At 61.7% G+C, this 21,490-nt stretch carries 24 protein-coding genes and 1 other RNA gene; 11 read left to right on the top strand and 14 right to left on the bottom strand.

Features of this window, described 5'->3' with window-relative positions:
* Positions 1 to 9: 9 nt before the first annotated feature.
* From bhcD to bhcA, 4 genes are all read right to left on the bottom strand, one after another.
* Positions 10 to 975 (bottom strand): iminosuccinate reductase BhcD, encoded by a 966-nt coding sequence (bhcD, locus tag CHB75_RS12255; protein ID WP_089270855.1) that lies wholly within the window; start codon positions 973 to 975, stop codon positions 10 to 12.
* A gap of 137 nt (positions 976 to 1,112) precedes the next feature.
* Positions 1,113 to 2,276 carry a 3-hydroxy-D-aspartate aldolase BhcC gene (bhcC, locus tag CHB75_RS12250; protein ID WP_089270853.1) on the bottom strand — a complete coding sequence of 388 codons (1,164 nt, stop codon included), beginning with the start codon at positions 2,274 to 2,276 and terminating at the stop codon, positions 1,113 to 1,115.
* A 63-nt stretch (positions 2,277 to 2,339) separates the two neighbouring features.
* Positions 2,340 to 3,305 carry a beta-hydroxyaspartate dehydratase BhcB gene (bhcB, locus tag CHB75_RS12245; RefSeq protein ID WP_089270851.1) on the bottom strand — a complete coding sequence of 322 codons (966 nt, stop codon included), beginning with the start codon at positions 3,303 to 3,305 and terminating at the stop codon, positions 2,340 to 2,342.
* The gene (gene bhcA / locus CHB75_RS12240) at positions 3,302 to 4,492 is read right to left on the bottom strand and encodes an L-aspartate--glyoxylate aminotransferase BhcA (RefSeq protein ID WP_089270849.1); all 1,191 of its coding nucleotides are present in this window, start codon (positions 4,490 to 4,492) and stop codon (positions 3,302 to 3,304) included. The genes bhcB and bhcA overlap by 4 nt, the downstream gene beginning before the upstream one ends.
* A gap of 168 nt (positions 4,493 to 4,660) precedes the next feature.
* On the opposite strand from bhcA, the gene bhcR reads away from it, so the two are divergent.
* The gene (gene bhcR, locus CHB75_RS12235; protein ID WP_089270959.1) at positions 4,661 to 5,497 is read left to right on the top strand and encodes an HTH-type transcriptional regulator BhcR; all 837 of its coding nucleotides are present in this window, start codon (positions 4,661 to 4,663) and stop codon (positions 5,495 to 5,497) included.
* Here bhcR and CHB75_RS12230 read toward each other — a convergent pair.
* Positions 5,489 to 5,941, bottom strand: a complete 453-nt coding sequence (locus CHB75_RS12230) for a GNAT family N-acetyltransferase (protein WP_089270957.1) — start codon at positions 5,939 to 5,941, stop codon at positions 5,489 to 5,491. The genes bhcR and CHB75_RS12230 overlap by 9 nt on opposite strands.
* A gap of 121 nt (positions 5,942 to 6,062) precedes the next feature.
* Entirely contained in the window at positions 6,063 to 6,929 is an 867-nt protein-coding gene (metF, locus tag CHB75_RS12225; RefSeq protein ID WP_089270847.1) for a methylenetetrahydrofolate reductase [NAD(P)H], read from the bottom strand.
* Positions 6,930 to 7,023: 94 nt separating this feature from the next.
* Here metF and CHB75_RS12220 point away from each other — a divergent pair, with 94 nt between their 5' ends.
* Positions 7,024 to 7,929 carry a LysR family transcriptional regulator gene (locus CHB75_RS12220; protein ID WP_089270845.1) on the top strand — a complete coding sequence of 302 codons (906 nt, stop codon included), beginning with the start codon at positions 7,024 to 7,026 and terminating at the stop codon, positions 7,927 to 7,929.
* Between the two features lie 69 nt (positions 7,930 to 7,998).
* Here the strand turns inward: CHB75_RS12220 and CHB75_RS12215 are convergent, their stop codons facing one another.
* Positions 7,999 to 8,205 carry a cold-shock protein gene (locus CHB75_RS12215; RefSeq protein ID WP_089270843.1) on the bottom strand — a complete coding sequence of 69 codons (207 nt, stop codon included), beginning with the start codon at positions 8,203 to 8,205 and terminating at the stop codon, positions 7,999 to 8,001.
* Between the two features lie 227 nt (positions 8,206 to 8,432).
* Here CHB75_RS12215 and CHB75_RS12210 point away from each other — a divergent pair, with 227 nt between their 5' ends.
* Together CHB75_RS12210 and CHB75_RS12205 are read left to right on the top strand one after the other, a co-directional pair.
* On the top strand, positions 8,433 to 8,753 hold the full coding sequence (locus CHB75_RS12210; RefSeq protein WP_089270841.1) for an ArsC/Spx/MgsR family protein: 321 nt from the start codon (positions 8,433 to 8,435) through the stop codon (positions 8,751 to 8,753).
* Position 8,754: 1 nt separating this feature from the next.
* Entirely contained in the window at positions 8,755 to 9,123 is a 369-nt protein-coding gene (locus tag CHB75_RS12205) for a hypothetical protein (RefSeq protein ID WP_089270839.1), read from the top strand.
* A 77-nt stretch (positions 9,124 to 9,200) separates the two neighbouring features.
* Here CHB75_RS12205 and CHB75_RS12200 read toward each other — a convergent pair whose 3' ends face one another.
* From CHB75_RS12200 to thrS, 5 genes are all read right to left on the bottom strand, one after another.
* Entirely contained in the window at positions 9,201 to 9,773 is a 573-nt protein-coding gene (locus CHB75_RS12200) for a DoxX family protein (RefSeq protein ID WP_089270837.1), read from the bottom strand.
* 13 nt (positions 9,774 to 9,786) lie between these two features.
* On the bottom strand, positions 9,787 to 10,524 hold the full coding sequence (locus CHB75_RS12195) for an HvfC/BufC N-terminal domain-containing protein (protein ID WP_089270835.1): 738 nt from the start codon (positions 10,522 to 10,524) through the stop codon (positions 9,787 to 9,789).
* A complete protein-coding gene (gene bufB, locus CHB75_RS12190) occupies positions 10,521 to 11,375 on the bottom strand; it encodes an MNIO family bufferin maturase (protein WP_089270833.1) in 855 nt (284 codons plus the stop codon). Before bufB ends, CHB75_RS12195 begins: the two co-directional genes overlap by 4 nt.
* Before the next feature lie 103 nt (positions 11,376 to 11,478).
* Complete coding sequence (locus CHB75_RS12185; RefSeq protein ID WP_089270831.1) at positions 11,479 to 11,784, bottom strand: BufA1 family periplasmic bufferin-type metallophore; 306 nt, start codon at positions 11,782 to 11,784, stop codon at positions 11,479 to 11,481.
* A 530-nt stretch (positions 11,785 to 12,314) separates the two neighbouring features.
* The gene (gene thrS / locus CHB75_RS12180; protein WP_089270829.1) at positions 12,315 to 14,264 is read right to left on the bottom strand and encodes a threonine--tRNA ligase; all 1,950 of its coding nucleotides are present in this window, start codon (positions 14,262 to 14,264) and stop codon (positions 12,315 to 12,317) included.
* 212 nt (positions 14,265 to 14,476) lie between these two features.
* On the opposite strand from thrS, the gene CHB75_RS12175 reads away from it, so the two are divergent.
* The 6 genes from CHB75_RS12175 to rpmG all read left to right on the top strand — a co-directional run bounded on the left by CHB75_RS12175 (position 14,477) and on the right by rpmG (position 18,832).
* Positions 14,477 to 15,220, top strand: coding sequence for an alpha/beta fold hydrolase (locus tag CHB75_RS12175; RefSeq protein WP_089270827.1), 744 nt, complete (start codon positions 14,477 to 14,479; stop codon positions 15,218 to 15,220).
* 63 nt (positions 15,221 to 15,283) lie between these two features.
* Positions 15,284 to 15,709, top strand: a complete 426-nt coding sequence (locus tag CHB75_RS12170; protein WP_089270825.1) for a VOC family protein — start codon at positions 15,284 to 15,286, stop codon at positions 15,707 to 15,709.
* Positions 15,710 to 15,885: 176 nt separating this feature from the next.
* Positions 15,886 to 16,494, top strand: a complete 609-nt coding sequence (locus tag CHB75_RS12165; protein WP_089270823.1) for a hypothetical protein — start codon at positions 15,886 to 15,888, stop codon at positions 16,492 to 16,494.
* A gap of 122 nt (positions 16,495 to 16,616) precedes the next feature.
* A complete protein-coding gene (locus CHB75_RS12160; protein ID WP_089270821.1) occupies positions 16,617 to 17,579 on the top strand; it encodes a nuclear transport factor 2 family protein in 963 nt (320 codons plus the stop codon).
* 539 nt (positions 17,580 to 18,118) lie between these two features.
* Positions 18,119 to 18,564: RNase P RNA component class A (gene rnpB, locus CHB75_RS12155), an RNA gene on the top strand.
* A gap of 100 nt (positions 18,565 to 18,664) precedes the next feature.
* Complete coding sequence (rpmG, locus tag CHB75_RS12150) at positions 18,665 to 18,832, top strand: 50S ribosomal protein L33 (RefSeq protein ID WP_089270819.1); 168 nt, start codon at positions 18,665 to 18,667, stop codon at positions 18,830 to 18,832.
* Positions 18,833 to 19,241: 409 nt separating this feature from the next.
* On the opposite strand, the gene CHB75_RS12145 is transcribed toward rpmG, so the two are convergent.
* Both CHB75_RS12145 and CHB75_RS12140 read right to left on the bottom strand, forming a co-directional pair.
* Positions 19,242 to 19,982, bottom strand: coding sequence for a Bax inhibitor-1/YccA family protein (locus CHB75_RS12145; RefSeq protein ID WP_089270817.1), 741 nt, complete (start codon positions 19,980 to 19,982; stop codon positions 19,242 to 19,244).
* Positions 19,983 to 20,191: 209 nt separating this feature from the next.
* Entirely contained in the window at positions 20,192 to 20,404 is a 213-nt protein-coding gene (locus CHB75_RS12140) for a DUF1127 domain-containing protein (protein ID WP_089270815.1), read from the bottom strand.
* Between the two features lie 124 nt (positions 20,405 to 20,528).
* Between CHB75_RS12140 and CHB75_RS12135 the strand changes: the two genes are divergently transcribed.
* The gene (locus tag CHB75_RS12135; protein WP_089270813.1) at positions 20,529 to 21,371 is read left to right on the top strand and encodes a LysR family transcriptional regulator; all 843 of its coding nucleotides are present in this window, start codon (positions 20,529 to 20,531) and stop codon (positions 21,369 to 21,371) included.
* Positions 21,372 to 21,490: the final 119 nt, after the last annotated feature.

Below are 21,490 nucleotides of genomic sequence, written 5' to 3'. Positions count from 1 at the left end.
GCCTTTGCTTCAGAAATCGACGTCCAGGGCGACGCCTTTCTGCTGCGCAAGTTCCACTACTTTGGCGGCGACTGCAAGGTCTTGCAGGCCGACGCCGGTGCCGTCGAACAGGGTGATTTCATCGGCGCTGCTGCGGCCCGGGTGGGTGCCGTTGATCACGGCGCCGATTTCGGTGATGTCGGATTGGGCGATGAGACCTGCGGCCACGGCATGTTGTGCCTCACCGATGCTGATGCTTTGGGCAATTTCGTCGGTAAAGACGGTGGCGCGTTTCAGAAGGGTGGCCTCAACCTCTTGTTTTCCCTTGGTATCTGTGCCCATGCAGGCGATGTGCGTGCCGGGGGTGACATGGGCGTCCAGCAGGGTCGGGGCAAAGCTTGAGGTGATCGAAATGATCACATCGGCGTCGCGGCCAAGGGTTTCAAGACTGACTTCTTCGAACGGCAGACCCAGTTCGGCGGCGCAATCGGCAAGGCGCGACAGCATTTCCGGGTGGTAGTTCCAGCCGATGACCTTTTTGAAATTGCGTTGTTTTACAGCGGCCTGCATCTGAAAGACCGACTGGTGACCGGCGCCGATCATACCGAGGACTTCCGAATCCTGGCGCGCCAGATGCTTGATCGATACGGCTGAGGCGGCGGCGGTGCGCAGGGCGGTGAGCAGGTTGCCCCCGACAATGGCCGAGCATTTTCCGGTGTCAGCGTCGAACAGAAAGATCGTCGACTGGTGATTTGTCAGACCTTTTTCGGCGTTGCCGGGCCAGTAACCGCCTGATTTTAAACCCAGAACAAGGCTCTCGCGGTCGAACCCGGATTTGAAGCCATAAAGCGCGTCGGCATGGCCGATGGCTTCGCGGATGACCGGGAAATTATAGGCGGACTTGCGCGCCATGGCGGCAAAGGTTGCCTCGACCGCGTCAAATGCGGCCTCTGGGGTCATCAGGTCGGCGATCTTGGATTCGGGGACGATCAGCATGTTTTTGGTCTTTCTCTGGGGCAGCGAAGGGCCGGAAAGGGCGTATGGAAGGCGTATGGAAACCGTATGGTTCGCGTATGGCTGGCGTATGGTTTCGCGATCGGCCCCCCGGTGTGTTGGACGGGGGGCCGGGCGCGTCAGTAGGCCTTGCCGCGGGCCGAGACGGGCCAGAGGGTTTCGACCTTGCCGTTGCGCACACCGACGTACCAGTCGTGCACGTTGCAGGTCGGGTCGCAGTGGCCGGGGACAAGGCGCAGGGTGTCGTTGACCTTGAGCACGCCGTCCGGGTCGGCAACCACGCCGTGTTCGTCCGAGCATTTGACATATTTGACGTCTGTTCGACCAAAGACAGTCGGCAGGCCGGAATCGACCGACTGTGCCTTGAGGCCGGCATCGACGATGGCCTTGTCGGGTTTGGCGTGGCTCATCACGCTGGTCAGGATGAACAGGGCGTTTTTCCATTCGCCCTCGTCAATGCGCTTGCCGTCCTTGTCATGGATGCGGCCATAATCGGCGTCCATGAAGGCGTAAGATCCGCACTGGAGTTCGTTGAACACGCCCGAGGCGGATTCAAAGTAATAGGACCCGGTGCCGCCACCGCCGACGATGTCGCATTCCAGGCCCTGGGATTTGAGCGCGTCGATGGCGTCAGCGACCATGAGTATGGCGATCTCGGTCTTGGCCTTGCGGTCGTCATAGGAGTCCAGATGCTGCATCGCGCCCTGATAGGCCTGAAGCCCGGAAAACCTGAGCCCCTCTGCGGCGTCGATGGCCTGGGCCAGTTCGACGACCTGCGGGGTGGAGGTTACGCCGCAGCGCCCGGCGCCGCAGTCGATTTCCACAAGGCATTCGATCTGGGTGCCGTGTTTGACGGCGGCGGCGGAGAGGTTCGGGATATTGGCCATGTCATCGACGCAGCAGATGGTGCGCGCGCCAAGCAGCGGCAGGCGGGCAAGGCGGTCGATCTTGGCCGGTTGGGTGACCTGATTGGAGACCAGCACGTCCTTGATGCCGCCGCGCACGAAAACTTCGGCCTCGGAGACCTTCTGGCAGCAGACGCCGCAGGACCCGCCGAGCCGTTCCTGAAGCTTGGCCACATCGACGGATTTGTGCATCTTGCCGTGCACCCGGTGGCGCATGCCGTGGGATTTTGCGTAATCGCCCATCTTGGCGATGTTGTATTCCAGCGCGTCGAGATCAAGGATCAGGCAGGGTGTCTGGATTTCGGATTCGTCCATGCCGGGCAGGGCCGGGATGTCATAGCCGACTTCAAATTCGGTAAAATCTGCAGTGTCTTTCATGGTCTCATCTCCCGTTGAGAACGTTGATGGATTGCTGCGCAATGACTGCACAGCCTGCGGGCGTCATTTGATCCAGGGCAGCGTGTCGAGATCGACGTTGCCGCCGGTCAGGATCACGCCGACGCGTTTGCCGCGGAACACTTCGGGGTTCTTCAGGATCGTCGCCAATGGCACGGCCGAGGAGGCTTCGATCACGATCTTCATGCGCTTCCAGGTGAGTTTCATCGCCTCGATGATCTCATCCTCGGATGCGGTCAGGATGTCGGTCACATGGTGGCTGACGAAATGCCAGGTGTTTTCCTTGAGCGGAACCTTGAGCCCGTCGGCCACGGTTTCGGGCGCGTCATCGGCAATGATGTGTCCGGCCTTGAAGCTGCGATACGCATCGTCGGCCTGTTCCGGTTCGGCGGCGTAGATTTTGACATCGGGGGCGAGGGTCGAGAGCGTGAGGCAGGTGCCCGAGATCATGCCGCCGCCGCCGATGGGGGCGATGACGGCATCAAGGCCGCCTGTCTGTTCCATCAGTTCCCTGGAACAGGTGCCTTGGCCCGCGATGACACGCGGGTCGTTGTAGGGATGCACGAAATCCGCACCGGTGGCGGCGTGAACCTTGGCAAAGACGGCCTCTCGGCTGGTGGTCGAGGGTTCGCATTCGGTGATCATGCCGCCATAGCCGCGCACGGCATCCTTTTTCGCCTGCGGGGCGGTGCGGGGCATGACGACATGGCAGGGGATGCCACGACGGCCCGCCGCATAAGACAGCGAAAGGGCATGGTTGCCGGAACTGTGCGTCGCCACGCCCCGGGCCGCCATTTCATCCGACAGGCCGAAGACGGCATTTGATGCGCCACGGACCTTGAAGGCGCCGGCCTTCTGGAAGTTTTCGCATTTGAAGAACAGCTCGGCGCCGGTGAGGTCGTTGAGGTAGGACGAGGTCAGGACCGGGGTGCGATGGATGTAGGGTTTGATCCGTTCGTGTGCGGCCAGCATATCGTCGTAGGTGGGCAGATGGGATGGATGATCCTTCATGCGGCTTGCTCCTTCTGGATTTTGCCTCCCTTGCGGTAGATTTCCTGCGCCGCGGCAACACCCGAGCCCAGCGTAACAGGCAGACCCAGATCGACCATAACCATTTCTGCGGTGGCGATGCCCGACAGGGCCATGGCGTCGGTCAGCATGCCAAGGTGGCCGATGCGGAACACCTTGCCCGCAACATCGCCAAGGCCGGTGCCGAATGCCATGCCGTATTGAAGCGAGGCGCGTTCAACGATTGTCGAGGCGTTGAAACCTTCGGGTGTGCAGATCGCGGTCACGGTGTTGGAATAGAGATCGGGCGAGACGGCGCAGGGCGTCATGCCCCAGGCGCGGACGGCGGCGCGCACACCATCGGCGATGCGGGCGTGACGGGCAAAGACATTGTCGAGCCCTTCGGCCAGCAGCATTTCGGTCGTGTGCTTCAACCCGTTCAGCAAGCCAACCGAGGGCGTGTAGGGATAGGCGTTGGCGGCATATCCGTTGCGCATGTCGTCAATGCTCCAGAACGTCCGGGGCAGGGTGGCGGTTTTGCTGGCGGCGATGGCCTTGGGTGAAAAACAGGTGATGGCGAGTCCGGCGGGCAGCATGAAGCCCTTCTGGCTGCCGGTCACGGCAACATCGACGCCCCAGTTGTCAAATTCGAAATTCATCGACCCGATCGAGCTCACCCCATCGACCATCAGCAGCGCGCCGTGTCCGGCGGCATCCATGGCGCGGCGCAGTCCGGCGACGTCCGACACAACGCCGGTGGCGGTTTCGTTGTGGGTGGCGAGGACGGCCTTGATGCGACCATCGGGGTCGGCGCGCAGGATTTCCTCGAACTTCGGCACGGGCAGGCCTTCGCCCCAGGGGACATCGACCTGAATAACGTTGAGGCCGAAGCGATGGCACATGTCGATCCACTTGTGGGAGAACATGCCGTTGCGCGCGGCAAGAATCGTGTCACCGGGGTTCAGGGTGTTGGTCAGCGATGCCTCCCAACCGCCGGTGCCGGAGGCGGGGAAGATGAACAGCTCGCCCTCGGTGGTTTTCAGCACCTTGCGGCAGCCGTCGATGGCCGGGTGCAGGATCGTCGCGAAAAGAGGCGAGCGGTGGTCTATGGTGGGCATGTCGCAGGCTTTGCGGACGGACTCGGGGATGTTGGTCGGGCCGGGAATGAAGACTGGGTTCTGAATGCTCATGGCGTGTTCTCCTCGCTGTTGGGTCAACTTTAAGGTTTGCCTGTTTCGCGGGCAATTTTTTTGAAATTGTTTTTCATTTTTTGGATTCAATGGAAAATATACATTGAATCAGTGCGTTGCATTTTTCATAATGCGCAGGAGTTTTTCAGAAATATTCAGGAGGCGGCTGTGACAGGTGATTCAGAGGAAGATTTCACAGCGCGGGGCCGGGGGCGGCCGCGTTCCTGGCATGACAAATCCGAGCAGAACACCATCAAGTCGCTTGACCGCGCGATGGAGGTGCTGGAACGGCTGAGCGAGATGAAGGGCGCGACCCTGTCGCAGATTTCGGGCGACCTTGGCCAGTCTCCGGCCAGCGTTTACAGGGTGCTGTTCACGTTAGAGGCGCGTGGGATCGTGGATTTCGACAGTGGGCCGCAGACATGGCACATCGGCGCCGGGGCGTTTCTGATCGGGTCGCGATTCCTGCGCCGCACGTCGCTGCTTGAACGGGCGCTTCCGGTGTTGCGGTCGCTGATGGATGCGACCGGGGAAACCGCGAACCTTGGTATCGAACAATCGGGTCAGGTGTTGTTTCTGAGCCAGGTCGAGACGATGGCGACGATCCGCGCGTTCTTTCCGCCGGGGACGATGTCGCCGATGCATGCGTCGGGGATTGGCAAGGCACTGCTGGCACAGCGCGGCGCGGGGCAGGTGGCGCGGATTCTGGATGCGCATGGGCTCGAGCGGTTCACGGAGTTCACCCATGTGACTCGCGATGCGCTGCTGGCGGATCTGGCAGAGACGCGGGCGCGGGGCTATTCGATCGACGGTGAGGAAAAGAACATTGGCATGCGGTGTGTCGCGGCACCGATCTTTGACGTGCATGGTGTGGCGGTGGCGGGGATTTCGGTGTCCGGCCCGTCAAGCCGTGTCGTGCCCGACGCGATCCCGGGCCTTGGCGCACAGGTCATCGCAGCCGCCGCAGAAATCACGCATGGCATCGGCGGGCGGGTGTCAGGGTAGGCGCAGGTCCTTGCGGAAATAGACACGGTCAAAGCCGTCCTCGGTGCGCCGGTCCGTCTGGACATAGCCGAGATGGGGATAGATCCGCAGGTTGTCGGTCATCAGGGCGTTCGTGTAGAGCGTGATGGCTGTCATCCCGGTCTGGCGGGCCTGCGTTTCGCAGAAGGCCATCAGCGCCTTGCCGATGCCCTGTCCGACGGCCGCGCGGCTGACCGCAATGTTTTCAAGAAACATCGTGTCGCCCGCAGGATAGAACACCACAAAACCGACCGGCCCTGTTCCAGTGGGATCGGCCACATGCACCCAGCCCTCGGCAATCTGGGCGGCATAATCCGCCGCCATCGGCGCGGGTTTGCGCCCGATCACGGGGATATAGGGCGCATAAGCCGCCACCGCGATGGCGCGGATCGCCGTCAGATCATCGGGGGTGGCGGGGCGTATCATGGTGCTGAGGGTGCCGCGCGACGGCGCCCGCGACAAGGGTGGAACCGACGAGCCGGGACAAAATTCTTTTGAAGAATTTTGGCAAGAATTTTCAGAAAATTCTTGGTCCCGGGCCCCGGTGTCAGGCGACGTTTTCGAGCTTTACGTCCGGTGCCACGCCCAGTGCGAAGCAGACGTCGCGGGTGAGTTCCGGGCGGTTGAGGGTGTAAAAGTGCAGCTTGTCCACACCGCCCTCGATCAGATCCGAGCAGAGTTCGGTGCAGACTGCGGTTGCCAGCAGATCCTCGCGGCCGTCACGGGTGGCTGTGTCGAAGGCGTCGATCACCCAGGCGGGGATTTGCGTGCCGCAGGATTCGGCAAAGCGGCGCGCACCTTTCCAGTTCTCGATCGGGAAGATGCCCGGAACGATCGGCTTGTCGATACCGGCTTTGACGCAGGCATCGCGGAAGCGGAAGAACGTCTCGGCCTCAAAAAAGAACTGGGTCAGCGCCTCGTCCGCGCCGGCATCGAGCTTGCGCTTGAGGTATTCGACATCCGCCGTGGCGGTGGGCGCCTCGGGGTGTTTGTCGGGGTAGGCACCGACGCGGATGGTGAAATCACCCGCATCTTTCAGCGCTTCGATCAGTTCGACCGAGCTGTTGAAGCCATCGGGGTGGGGCGCGAAGCCGTTGGCGCCTTTGGGCGGGTCGCCGCGCAGGGCGACGATGTCGGTGACACCGGCGGCGGCGAAATCGCGGGCGATCTGCAGGGTTTCTTCGCGGGTGGCATCGACGCAGGTGAGGTGCGCTGCGGTGCGCAGGCCGGAATGCTTGTGCAGGGTCGAGACCACGTCGCGGGTCAGATCACGCGTCGTGCCGCCCGCGCCATAGGTCACCGAAACGAACCGCGGCGCCAGCGGGGCCAGAACCTGAACGGTGTCCCAGAGGCGGAATGTGGCTTCGATGTTCTTGGGCGGGAAGAACTCAAAAGAAATCTCGGGGCGTGTCATGGCGGGTGTCCTTGTGCGTTTCCCGGCTTGTCGCATATCGCGCTATGTGAGACAAACTCATAATTTTCATCAACAACATGAGGCGGACGTCAGGGTGCATATTGAATTCAGACATCTGCGCACGATCAAGGCGATCTACGAGGCCGGTGGTGTGGCGAAGGCTGCGGATCAGCTGAACATAACACAAAGTGCGCTTAGCCACCAGATCAAGGGGCTTGAGGATCAGGCGGGGGTCGAGCTTTTTGTGCGGCGATCCAAGCCGATGACGCTGTCGGCGGCGGGGATGCGTCTGCTGCGGTTGGCCGAACAGGTGCTGCCGCAGGTCGAGGCATTGCAGGATGAATTCAGCGGGCTGCGGGCCGGGTCCACGGGCCGGATGCACATCGCGATCGAGTGTCACGCCTGTTTTGAGTGGCTGTTCCCGGTGCTTGAATCCTTTCGCAAGAGCTGGCCGGATGTGGATGTGGATATCAGGCCCGGTCTGGCCTTTGATGCGCTGCCCGCGCTGCTGAAGGAAGAGGTGGATCTGGTGGTGTCGTCCGATCCCGAGAATATTCCCGGCATCACCTTTACCGAGCTTTTCGACTATAATCCGGTGTTTGTTGCCGCCTCGACCCATCCGCTGGCGCAGAAACCCTATGTCGAGGCGCAGGATTTCCGTGGTCAGACCCTGATCACCTATCCGGTGGAACGCTCACGATTGGATGTGTTCAGTCAGCTGCTGACACCGGCCAAAGTGGAACCGGCCGCGATCCGTCAGGTCGAGTTGACGGCGGTCATTCTGTTGCTGGTCGCCAGCAATCGCGGTGTTGCGGTGCTGCCCGACTGGGTGGTGCGCGAGGTCAAGTACAATTCGGACTACGTCACCCGCCCGCTGACAAAGGCAGGTATCACCCGGCGGCTGTATGCCGCCACGCGCAGCGCGGACGTCGACAAACCCTTTGTGCGCGACCTGATCGGATTTGCCCGCACCGAAGCGGTCAAGCTTCAGTCGGTTTAGGTACTCACTGGCGCGATCAACTGGCCGGTCCCGGGACAGGTCCGGCCAACCGGTGCAGGGTTCGCGCGGTCAGAGCAGGGTCAGATCCGAGGCCATTTGTCGTCCGTCACGGCCTTCGCGCATTTCAAAGCCGACTTTCTGATCGTCGGCCAGGCCGGTAAGGCCCGAGCGTTCTACTGCGGAGATATGCACAAACACATCCTTGCCGCCATCATCGGGTGCAATGAACCCGTATCCTTTGGTGGTATTGAACCATTTCACGGTGCCTGTCGGCATGTCCCGTGTCTCCTTTATGTCTTGCTTTTCCCTGAAAATGCCAGGGGTTCGGCGCGGCCCTTTCGGGTCTGGCAGACGGCACGCGGGGGACGCTTTGTACCGCTCCGGAGTTGACCCTGGGGGCCACGTACTGAAAAGGATTGCACGGGATATGTAAAAAGCAAGCAAAACAGGGTCGCATTGCAGGTCCTGGGCGATTATTTGAAACGGATGATACAGGAGCGGGCATGATCCTATACGGGTTGAAGACATGTGATACCTGCCGCAAGGCACAGAAGGTGCTGGATGGGGCGGAATATGTGGATGTACGCACAGATGGCGTGCCGCAGGATGTGCTGGAGCGCGCCTTGCGGGTCTTCGGTGATGCAGTGGTCAACACGCGGTCGACCACATGGCGCGGGCTGGACGAGCAGGAACGCGCGCGCCCGGCGCTGGAGTTGTTGCGGGAACATCCGACGCTGATGAAGCGTCCGCTGATCACCGAGGGTGACGAAATGTGGTTGGGCTGGGGCAAGGATGTCCAGGCCGCCCTGCAGGAAAGGACCTGAGATGCGCAGCGCTGCACTGACATTGGGGATCATCGCCGGGGTGATCGGGATGTTCGTCGGCTTTTTCGGCTATGGCTATACGGAGCTGGCGCGCAACTTTGCCGAGGTCGAGGCGACATTCGGCATGTTCGACAATCCGGATGTCGTGCGGGTGGCGTCGGTCCTGTCACCGATGCTGGCAATTGCGGGCGGAGCCATGGCGATGTCGCGGGCCCTGTGGGGCGGTGTGCTTTTGCTGCTGTCGGCTGCGGGGACGTATGTCGCATTCGGGTTCAATGTCTTCACCATGTTCCCGATCGCCTTTGCGGGTCTTGGTGGTTTTCTCGCGCTTGCGGCGGGCAAGCCGGATGAACCAAAGGCGCATTTCTGAACACAGGATCGGGCTATTTTCTGTCACGATGATTGAGCAAACGACGCGCGGGGGGATGCCCTTGCGCGTCGTTGCATTCAGGTGGGTGTCGCGTGGCCCAGAATCTGACGGCTCAGGATGCGGTCAAGCGACAGGGCGCCGCCGCCACGGATCACAAGGATTGCCAGCAGGAAGACCCAGAAGGCGCGCTGATCCAGGATCAGACTGTCGGGGGCCCTGTCGAACCAGGCACCAAGCGTGCCGTCATGTGCGATGCCGCCGTGGCCGTACAGATCGGTCAGGCTTTGCACCACCACAAAGCCGATCATGCCAAGGCTTGCCAGCCGGGTAAACAACCCCACCACGATCAGCAGCGGCAACAGGAATTCCGCCCACATGCCCGCCGTCACCACGGCCCAGTGAAACAGGCTAAGCTGTGAGGCGTCATAGCCCACGGCCTCGAGCGCGCGGGGAAAGATCTGGGCATAGGCATTGGACGAAGCGCGCAGGAAGCCGAACACCCCGTCACCCAGTTTTGTAAGAGCGGAGTTCCAGAAATACACCAGCAGCGTTGCCGCAAAGATCAGCCGGGCCAGCAGCGGGATCAGCGCGGAAAAACTGCGCTCGATCCCGTCGAAAAGGGTGCTGTGGAGGGTGATGAGGCGGTCCATGAAATCGTGCCTTTCAAATGTGGATCTGTGTGATGGCGTGGCTGGACAGCAAAAGCCCCAGAATGGCGCCAAGGTCGATATCTTCGCCCGCTGCCTGTAGTGCCGCGCCAAGTGGTTGCTGCGCATTGATCGCCTGCACAAAGGCATAGGCACCGGGGCCGAGCAGGTGGGGCACGGGGTCGAATTCGGCGCGCAGGATCAGGGTGTCCTGGGCAAGGGGCCGTGGTTTGCGCGCACCGGGACGCATGTTGTAGGCCCAGATGTCGAAGGCCGGAAAGGGTGATCGCAGGATCCGCACCGACGGGGCGAGCGTCAGGCGCGCCGACATCAGAACCTCCTGCGAAAGGTTCTGCAGGATCGTGGCATCGGCGGGGGTGCTGTCGGCGGCGTGATAGGACAGGCGCATGGCGCGTTCGATCCGCGCGACATCCCCCAGATAGGGCAGATGCGCCAGTGGTGCGAGGGATTCGAGGAACTGTGGGAAGCCCGCGCCATACTGCAGCATGATCGGTGTGTCGGGCGGCGCGCTGCGCAGATACATCCCGGCGATGTTGTGAAAGTTCTCGGTCCCGATCAGTTTTGCAATGGCTGGGTAGGCGGTTTCCAAGGCGTCGCGCAGGGACACGGCGACGTTGTTGCGATAGACGCCGTAGCGCCGCCCTGCGGGACGGCCTGCGCCATCGGTCAGCCCGGTGGGGATGGGGGCGGCGGCGTCCAGAAGGGCGGCGTGAAAGGCGGTCTGATCCGTCATGCGGGGACGCTCAGCCGGGACAGGGCGATGTTGGCGCGGCGTGCCTCGGCCGCAAGAACCGGCCAGTCGGGCACATCGGTGTCCCATTCAACCAGCGTCGGGCGGGGGCCCGATCGGGCAAGGGTGTAATCCAGCAGTTCCCACACCGGGTCGATGACTTCGCGCCCGTGGCTGTCGATCAGCAGGGGGGCGCCGTGGTCATCGTGATCCTCGTCATGGCCGCCAAGGTGGATCTCGCCCACGGCATCGAGCGGATAGGCGTCGATATAGCTCTGCGGCGAATAACTCAGGTTGGTGGCGGAAACGAAGACGTTGTTCACATCAAGCAGCATGCCACAGCCGGTGCGGCGCGTGACGGCGTGCAGGAAATCGGTTTCGGTCATGGTCGAGTCGGCAAAGGCGAGATAGCTGGAGGGGTTTTCCAGCAGCATCCGGCGGCCTAGCACCTCTTGCACCTGATCGATATGATCGCAGACGCGCGACAGGGTGGCGTCGGTATAGGGCAGCGGCAGCAGATCGTTGAAGAAGTGGCTGTCGTGGGTGGACCAGGCCAGGTGTTCGGAAAAGCTCGCCGGGTTCAGCCAATCGCAGAGGTGTTTCAGGCGGGCGAGGTGGTCGGTGTCAAGCGGACCTTCGCCGCCGATGGACAAGCCGACGCCGTGCACGGAGATCGGAAAGCGTTCCGCCAGATGCCGGAGTTGGGCAATCGGGCGGCCACCGTCGCCCATATAGTTTTCGGCATGGATTTCGAGCCATTGAACCGGGTCAGGTTCCCCCATGATCGCGGCGAAATGCTGCGCCTTGTATCCGACACCCGGGGCTGCGGGCAGGGAATTGGTTTCGTCGAACATGGTATCTCCCTTGGCTGAGGAGGTTTGCGAAAAGCTGCGCGATGAATGCATTCTGCGCGTGCGGGTAGGGTGCGCAGTCATCGCGCACCCTGAGTGCGGGGCATCAGCCCATCGGCAGGTCGCGATCCAGTGCTTCGAGCGAGCCCATGCGCGCGGTTCCGTCGGCCATGGCGGGCAGTTCCATTTCGGTGCAGGTGCCTGCGTCGACCAGCGTCCAGGCATTGCCCTGATAGTCGACCTTTGACGTACCGGCGCAGGTGGTGCCGGGGCCGGCGGCGCAGCCGTTTTCACCGGCCAGCGCGACGCCAAAGCATTTTTCCTGCCCCTCGGCCGAAGCGGTGGTGCTGTAGGCGGCGAATGTGGCGGCGACGGCGCCGATGATGGCGGCGGATTTCATGGAATTGGACATGTGTGTTTCCCTCTGAAGTGTTCAGTCTGTCGCCGTGTGTCTTCCCGGCGATGTCACTAGGGTGCCTTGTGACCTTGCGTTGAGAAACTCACAGGGCTGTGCATCACGGGGGCGTCATGGCCTGTCAGGGGGATGTGAGGCCGATCCGCAGTGCAAGCCGCTGGTATGTCCGGGAAAATGACCTTGCGGCAGATCTGCGGTGTGCGGTTCTGAAAGGTTCCAGTGGTGGAATGTTACAGGATTAGGCCTTGATCCCTTGGCATAGCGGCTATGCGCAGGGCGCTGCGTGATGTCTGTAACATTTGGCGAGTGCAGCTGTGGCGCGCGTCAGCTGCAATTTTGAGACTGACAGGAAATCGGCGAAGTTTGACCTGCCCGGAAACAAGCCGCAGGCACCGAGCAGCGCCAACCCCTCCCCAGGGCGGGTATCTGGAATGGCGCGCCGCCTTATGGGGGCACGGCGCCTGTGGGAGTGAAATGAGCGCCGTATACGGGCGCTCATTTCAAGAGTTCAAAGCTGTCGATAGCTGTTAAGCCAGCAGATCCGGCGGCGTTGCTTCGGTGGCCAGAGCCGCCACGGTTTCATCCAGCGCCACGACGGAGGTGTTCTTTTCCCCCAGACGGCGCAGGGTGAGGGTGCGTTCCTCGACCTCGCGCGCGCCGACGGCGAGGATCACGGGGACCTTGCCGACGGAGTGTTCGCGGACCTTGTAGTTGATCTTTTCGTTGCGGGTATCTGCTTCGGCCCGCACACCGGCCTTTTGCAGGGTCGCGACGACTTCGTTCACATAGTCATCCGCATCCGAGACGATGGAGGCGACGACCACCTGACGCGGGGCGAGCCAGAACGGCAGCTTGCCGGCGTGTTCCTCGATCAGGATGCCGATGAAGCGTTCGAACGATCCAAGCACAGCGCGGTGCAGCATGATCGGGCGGTGCTTGGATCCATCCGCGCCGATGTAGTTTGCATCCAGCCGTTCGGGCAGGTTGGGGTCAACCTGTAGCGTGCCGCACTGCCAGTCACGCCCGATGGCGTCGGTGAGGACGAATTCCAGCTTGGGGCCGTAGAACGCGCCTTCGCCGGGGTTGAGTTCATAGTCATACCCGGCGGCCTTGCAGGCGTTGCCAAGGGCGGATTCGGCGCGGTCCCAGCTTTCCTCGGTGCCGATACGCTTTTCCGGGCGATCCGACAGCTTGATCCGCCAGTCGGTGAAACCCAGTTCGGCATAGATGCCCGACAGGAATTCGATGAACTTCTTGGTTTCCGCCTCGATCTGATCTTCGGTGCAGAAGATATGCGCGTCATCCTGAGTGAAGCCGCGCACCCGCATGATGCCGTGCAGCGCGCCCGAGGGTTCGTACCGGTTGCACGATCCGAATTCGGCCATGCGCAGCGGCAGGTCGCGATAGGATTTCAGGCCGTGGTTGTAGACCTGCACATGGCAGGGGCAGTTCATCGGCTTGAGCGCATTGACGGTCTTTTCGCGGGCGTGTTCCTCGTCAACCTCGACGATGAACATATGCTCCTGATAACTGTCCCAGTGGCCCGAGGCCTCCCACAGCTTGCGATTCACCACTTGGGGTGTGTTCACCTCGACATAGCCGTCGCGGGTCTGCTGGCGGCGCATGTAGTCCTGAAGGGTGGTGTAGATCTTCCATCCGTTGGGGTGCCAGAAGATCTGACCGGGGGCCTCTTCCTGCATGTGGAACAGGCCCATCTCGCGGCCCAGCTTGCGGTGGTCACGTTTGGCGGCCTCTTCCAGCATGTGCAGGTGCTTTTTCAGGTCTTCCTTGTTCTGGAAGGCGACGCCGTAGATCCGCTGGAGCATCTGGCGTTTGCTATCGCCGCGCCAGTAGGCACCGGCGACCGACATGAGTTTGAAGCTGTCGCCCGGAACCTGACCGGTGTGCTGCAGGTGTGGGCCACGGCAGAGGTCCTGCCAGTCGCCGTGCCAGTACATGCGCAGGGGTTCATTGCCGGGAATGGAGTCGATCAGCTCGACCTTGTAGGGCTCACCGCGGTCTTCGTAATATTTGATCGCAACTTCGCGGTCCCAGACCTCGGTCCGGACGGGATCGCGTTTGTTGATGATATCACGCATCTTCTTTTCGATGGCACCAAGGTCTTCGGGGGTGAAGGGTTCGGCGCGGTCGAAATCGTAGTACCAGCCGTTATCGATCACCGGGCCGATGGTCACCTTGACGTCCGGCCACAGCTCTTGCACCGCGCGGGCCATGATGTGGGCCAGGTCGTGGCGGATCAGTTCCAGCGCGGGGGCTGCATCTGCCAGAGTGTTGATCGCGACGGATGAATCGGCTTCGATCGGCCATTGCAGGTCCCAGTGGGCGCCGTTCACGGTGGCCGAGATTGCCTTTTTCGACAGGGATTTGGAGATGCTTTCAGCGACGGCGGCCGGGGTTACACCAGCGTCGTATTCGCGTGCATTGCCGTCGGGAAAGGTGAGGGAGATCTGGGCCATCTGAGGCTCCTCGTCGGTTTGGCGCCTACGGGACGCCCGGTTGCGGGTTATGATGAGCGCCCTAAGTGGCAAAGCGACCGGAGGCTGTCAAGCAATGGCGTGTTCCGGCGGGCCGATTGGGGCGCGGGGGGCGAAGTTTTTTCACCAGAGGGTCACGCGGGTCTGGCCTTGGGCAGCCCTGCTTGCCATGCTGCGCCCAAAAGGAAGTTACCATGGCGGATGTCCAATATATCGACAGTGCGGCGGGGCGGCGTCTGGCCTATGCCTATACCCCCGGCAGCGGGCCGGTCGTGGTGTTCCTGTCGGGCTACAAATCCGACATGGAGGGCACGAAGGCGGTGCACCTTGAGGCCTGGGCCAAAACACAGGGTCGCGCGTTTCTGCGGCTGGATTATTCAGGCCACGGCAAGTCAGGCGGCGTGTTCGAGGATGGCTGCATCGGTGACTGGGCCGAAGATGCGTTGGCAGTGATCAACGCGGTGACGACGGGACCGCTGGTTCTGGTCGGATCCTCCATGGGGGGCTGGATCGGTTGCCTGCTGGTGCTGCGGCTGGACCGGGTCACAGGCTTTGTCGGCATCGCCGCCGCGCCGGATTTCACCGAAGACGGGTTCTGGGCCGGGTTCACCCCCGATCAGCGCGCCACCATCCTCAGCGATGGCGCGGTGTCGCTGCCGTCGGATTACGGTGATCCCTATGTGATCACCCGGCGGCTGATTGAGGATGGTCGCCAGCATCTGGTCCTGCGTGCCCCGCTGGCGATGCCCTTTGCGGTGCGGCTGCTACAGGGGACCGAGGATACCGCCGTCACGCGGGAAACTGCGCTGCGTCTGCTGGATCATATCCAGTCGGATGATTTGCGCCTGACGTTCGTGAAGGGGGTGGATCACCGGTTTTCCGATCCTGCCTGTCTGGCGATGATAGAACAGGCGGTGACAGAGGTTTCCGGCGGCTGAACTTGGGTCCGTTGAATACATACGAATTCCCGCAGCGGGGATAAACAAAGGGGACTGTCCGGGATGGAACAACGCATCAGTCTGATCACTCTTGGGGTGCGCGATATCGCGCGGGAAGCGGCCTTCTACGACGCGCTGGGCTGGGAGCGGGCCGAGGCGCCCGAGGGCATCGTGGTCTATGATCTGATAGGGCAGGCGCTGGGCCTTTACCCGCTGGAGGATCTGGCGCGCGACATGGGTGTTGCGCCTGAGCGGTTGGGCACGGGGGCCGCGACCTACAGCCATAATCTGCGCACCCGGGAAGAGGTGGCCCCGCTGCTTGATCGGGCCAAGGTGGCGGGGGCCGAGATCCTGAAGCCCGCGCATGACGTGTTCTGGGGCGGGCATATCGGTTATTTCGCGGATCCGGAGGGGCATATCTGGGAAGTGGCCTGGAACCCGGGCGCGCCTCTGGCTGGGGACGGTCGATTCCGTTGGGCGGGATACTGAGCCTACATGACCTCCTCCGCTCTCACGCATCTGCCTTCATCTGCGCAACTATATCCGGGGGGAGGTCGCCTCGGGCGCACGGGGACAGCGCCCCGAGATGGCGGCTTTCAGGCGGTCAGGCCATCCCGGTCTCGCGCCGTTTCGGTAGCCCCCCGCGCATGAGACGCCCCCGGTCCATGTGGAGCCTTGAAACCCTTGGCCGCGTCCGCCTGTCCCGGCATTTCTGGATGCGCGAGTTTCTTTGTTCTGAGATTGCCAACTTCCACGGGCTTCAGAACATTCCCGACGATCCGGATCTGGCCATCGAACGGGGCCGGGCGTTCTGCGAGACGCTGCTGGACCCGCTTGAGGAAACATTTGGGCGGATCTTCGTGCGTTCCGGCTATCGTTCGGCTGCGCTCAACCGGTTCGGCAATGAGAATGGACTGAACTGTGCGCGCAACGACTATCCGCTGGAATGCCATATCTGGGATGTGCCGACGGTGCCGGTGGCGGGGGCCAGCATCGTGATCCCGTGGTTCGCCGACCGCTATGCGCAGGGGCGTGACTGGCGCGATCTGGCCTGGTGGCTGCATGACCATCTGGATTTTTCCGAAATCTGGGTGTTCCCGAAACTCTGCGCCTTCAACCTCAGCTGGCGACCGGAACCGCGGCGACGGATCGATGCCTATGTGGCGCCCAAGGGCACACTGCTGCGCGCCGGGGATGCACCGGCAGAGACGCCAGAGCAGCGTCAGGCCAGATATGCGGATTTCCCGGAATTTCGCGGGCGGGCCAATGTCTGAGGTCGGATTCTCACAGCGTCTTCCGGCCCCTCTTAACCTTTAATCAACCTTAATAAGTGCCGATGGCGGGCGGGGCTGTAGACGACACTCCGGCGATTTCGGCTTTGATCAAAGGGCGGCCAGTGCAAGGCTTCAATAAAAAATTCCGGGATTTCCCCGATTACGTTCTCGGCATTTCAGAGGAAATCTGGGAGGGGCGCGGCCTAGGCGCGCGGCTGAACGACTACTGCCATACCGATATTATCCAGCGCAGCGCCTCTGGTATCAGCTTTGGCATAACGGCCGCTTCGGCTGCGGCCATGTCACAGCAGTTCGCATTTCCTGACCGTCGGCTGCTGGGCGAAGATGTGATCTGGTCGGGCACGGACAAGGTTGGCATGCTGGGGTCGCACCGCGGGCTGGTGATGGCGCGGTACGGTGGGAATGGGCGGTACGACGCGCCCGCAGGGCAGCAAGTGTGCTACCGTGAGATTGCCGATATCTATGCCAAGGCCAATCAGGTCAGCGATATCTGGCGCGTCTCCGACACTGCGGCGATCACTGCTCAGCTTGGAACCAATCCCAAGGACTGGGCGCAGGGGCGGCTCTCGGAGCTTGATCCCGAGACGCAACCGTTCCGTCCGGAGGTGGATGTGATCGGCCCCTACACCGGAGGTGGAAACAAGAATCAATGGGGCGCGGCGTTCAGCGATCTGCTTGGGCAGGTGATGGCGGGCGATCTTTCGGTCATTTCTGACCAGTATGACCGTGCCTGCCATCTTGAATATCCGGGGGCCGTGACCGGTCACGGCTGGGCTGCGGCCGAGACGTTCTGGCTGGGCCTGCGGGCCTCGTTTCCGTCTGCGACCTTCGAGGTGCACCACCAGATCGGGTTGGAGGATCCCCTGATGCCACCACGTGCCGCGCTGCGCTGGTCGCTGAACGGGGTGCATGATGGCTGGGGCAGTTTTGGCCAACCCACAGGTGCGTTGGTGCATGTCATGGGGATGAGCCATGCTGAATTCGGTCCTTGGGGGTTGCGGCGGGAGTGGACCCTGCTGGACGAGGTGGCGATCTGGACACAGATCCTGCAACATCAGGGCTAGTGCGCACTGGGGATTGCCAAGGCAGGTATGACCTGGCTCCGAAGGACCCCGAGCGGCGATTGTAGCGGGGTTCTGTGACAGCACGCTCCATCGGCGGGACTCCTGGTCGATTTGGCGCAATACCTGGACCAACCCGGGAACAGGAGCGCCGAACATGATCCCTGACCATTTGAGGCGACGCCGACTGCATGTCGCGCACAGGGGCTTGTTCAGGGGCGGGGCGAGGTCTGGAATATGGCGATGCAGTTGGCCGAGAGTCTGAGCCCGCATAAATTTCTGTGTCAGGCGCGGGCGATGTAACGGCGGCGCGACCAGCAGTCGTGAGGCCGCCGCCTTGGGCGCCGGTTATGACGTGGCGCTTAGAGCGGCGTGATGCGCCAGGTAGGCTTTGAACACCGTCGGCGAGCGTATCTGGAATGGGAAGACGAACAGTCTCTTAATCCTTCTCGTCTTTGCAGATAGGCAAATCTGCCCCGGTCGGGTCTGGGTGGGACTGGGGGATTGACCGCAGATACCATGGAGCCTAAGGCCTGTCTTGCGCGGAGGGCTGGATGGCCGCGAGAGGGCCTAGGCCCTTTCGAGGAAAGTCCGGACTCCATGAAGTAACGGTGCCGGGTAACGCCCGGGCAGGGCAACCTGACGGATAGCGCCACAGAAAACAAACTGCCCGTCGCACCCAAGGTGCGCCAATGGTCCTACCAGAGGTACACCAAGGGAGACTGCGGCGGGTGAGGGTGAAACGGTGGGGTAAGAGCCCACCGGGGGACTGGCAACAGGACCCGCATGGCAAGCCCCACCGGGAGCAATGCCGAATAGGGACCCCGCGCGGGATTGATCCTTTCGGGGATATCACTGCAGGGCCACTTCAGCCCAGGGGTCCGGGTTGGCAGCTTGAGCCACGCAGCAATGCGTGGCCTAGAGGAATGGTCATCTACGGCAGGGCAACCTGTCGAGACAAAATCCGGCTTATAGGCTCTCCGCGCAAACTATTCTTGGCCCGGGCGGTTGACTCGGGCACCGCCATAGGTAAAAGGCGGGTTCTATGATTTCACGGGCCGCGAAAGGCCTGTTGCAGGAGACAGACCATGGCGAAGCCGACAACAATCAAGATCCGCCTGAATTCGACAGCAGGCAGCGGCCACTTCTACGTGACCAAGAAAAATGCCCGCACCATGACCGAAAAAATGTCGGTCAAAAAGTACGACCCGGTTGTGCGCAAGCATGTGGAATACAAGGAAGGCAAGATCAAATAAGATCGCCCTTCCGCACTCGGGTTAACCGAGGGACAGCAAAGCGCCGCACCGGGGAAATCCCGTGCGGCGTTTTCGCGTTTTGAGGCATGCGGAAAATCGGCACGAGGTCGGTGCGCACAGGGTGCTGCGCGGCGGTCGGGGTGAGCGTTATTGTCGGCTGCATCTTTACCGGGAACGGTTTGTGCGGCGCAGGGAACGCTTTGCCAGCGCAGCAGCTCTGCCAGTGATCAAGGTCGCATGGCGCGCTACCTCATCTGCCAATAAGCTGCTCTGATAGCTGACAGCACGTCAGGACGTCTCAGAGGCGTCCACCACTATCCGGGGACTCGGCCAGGTCCCCATGTCAGACGCAAAAAAGGCTGGTCCGAAGACCAGCCTTTTGTCGTTTTGTCGGCAATGTTTCCTGCGGTTATTCGCGGTTGCCCAGCAGTTGCAGCAGGAACATGAACATGTTGATGAAGTCGAGGTACAGGCGCAGCGCACCCATGATCGCCGACTTGCCGAGCCATTCGCTGTCAGCATGGCGGGCGTGTTCAATGTACTCGTTCTTGATCGACTGCGTGTCATAGGCGGTGAGGCCTGCGAATATCAGCACACCCAGGATCGAGATCGCGAACATGATTGCGGGCGAACCCAGGAAGATGTTGATCACCGACGCCACGATCAGGCCGATAACACCCATCATCAGGAAGGTGCCCATGCCGGACAGGTTCTTTTGGGTGGTATAGCCGAACAGTGACAGACCCGCGAAGGAGATCGAGGTCACGAGGAAGACCTGCGCGATCGAGAAGCCGGTAAAGGCCACGAAGATCCATGCCAGCGACAGGCCCATCACAGCGGCGAAGGCGTAGAAAAAGGCCTGAGCAGCTGCGGCCGAGAGCTTGTTGATCATCGCGCTGAAGGCAAAGACCATGATCAGCGGTGCGAACATCGCGATCCAGCCGAGGATATTCGGCTGCAGCGTCATCGGGTCACGGAAGATGCCCAGCAGTTCCGGGCTTGTGCCCACGGCCCATGCAACGAGGAACGTCAGCAACATGCCGACGGACATCGTGCCATAGACCTTGTTCATGTGAGTCCGAAGACCCTGATCAATCTGGGCGCGGGCACCAGATGCCGTGGACGTCCTGATTGTGTTGAATTCAGCCATTGAAGCCTCCGAAAGTGAACATTTCTGCCGGGAACCCGGCGTATGTTCACAATATCGGTAATCGGGGGCATTAATTCAAGGTTTATGCGGGCATTGACGCCAATAACATAGCTTTCTTGTCATGAAGCGCGCGCCGAGGCCCTTACGGGCCTGACTTGCACCGCTAAACTGCGGATTACGCCAGTTTTCGCGAATTCAACATGATGGCTCTAGGCGTGCCAATTGTCCGGGGCATCCCAGACGGGGCGGCGGGCTTCGCACAGGGCTTCGTGCCTGGTGAGGCCAAGATCATTCAGGGCGTGGTCATCAAGACGCGCCAGTGCCCGGCGCTGATTGTAGAGGGAGCCGAACGCCAGAAGAGTGGAGATCAGGCTGCGCGCGGGGCGCGTCTGCATGCAGGAGAGTGTTGCGGTTTGGGTCATCGGAGTTCCCTTCAGTTTTAGTGATGTGTTTCGGGTCTGATATGTTGTTGCTTGATGTATATATTTTTCCAGTGGTATATGTGAAACGAATGTTATTGAGATGTGTCATCAAGGAATGTGATGAATGCGAAATCTGGACATCACCACTCTGCGCTCTTTTCTGGCCGTGGCGCAGTCCGGGGGCGTGACCCGCGCCGCCGGTTTTCTGAACCTCACCCAGTCGGCGGTGTCGATGCAGCTCAAGCGGTTGGAAGAGATGCTGGATGTGAGCCTGCTGGACCGGTCGGGGCGGGGGGTGGCGCTGACGGCGGCGGGCGAACAATTACTGACATATGCGCAGCGCATGGTGGATCTGAACGACGAGATCTATGTGAAGCTGACCGACAAGGTGTTCGAGGGCGAGATATATTTCGGCGTGCCGGAGGATGTTCTGTATCCGGTGGTGCCAAGGGTGCTGCAGAAGTTCAACGCGACCTTTCCGCGGATGCAGGTGCATCTCAAGACGTCGAATACGATCCAGCTGCTGCAGGAGTATGCGCGCGGCGAGGTCGACATCATTCTGACAACAGAAGAGGAAAGCCACGGCGAGACCCTGCAGGAAAAGCCGCTGCGCTGGCATGGAGCCCCGGGGGGGACCGCCTGGCGGCAGCGGCCCCTGCCATATGCGCAAACCCGGGTCTGCGCCTTTCGATCATCCGTGATCCGGCGGCTGGATGCGGCACAGATCCCGTGGTTTCAGGTTATCGAGTCGGACAGCGACCGCAGCATCGAGGCAACGGTCAGTGCCGATTTGGGGGTTGTCGCCCTTCTGGAGGGGCACGCGCCACCGCAGCTGGCAGCGATCGACGTGGGTGACGCACTGCCGGATCTGGGAACGATGAAGATCAATCTGCATGCCGGCGGCGCCAAGGGCGAACCCCTGCGCGCCTTGTCGGACATGGTCCGGCAGGGGTTTGCGGCACTTTAGGTCCGGTTGCCTGATCCCAAGGGGCACGCCCCCTGCGGGGCCGTGCGCTGCCTGTCTCATCCGCGCAGGGGCGCGGCTTCGGCGCCAGTTGCGCCATGACGCATCGGGCGGGCGTTCTG

Source organism: Puniceibacterium sediminis (genome assembly GCF_900188035.1).
Classification (GTDB): Bacteria; Pseudomonadota; Alphaproteobacteria; order Rhodobacterales; family Rhodobacteraceae; genus Puniceibacterium; species Puniceibacterium sediminis.
Note: the sequence above shows the minus strand (reverse complement) of the source record. Positions and strands in the feature narration are given on the sequence as shown.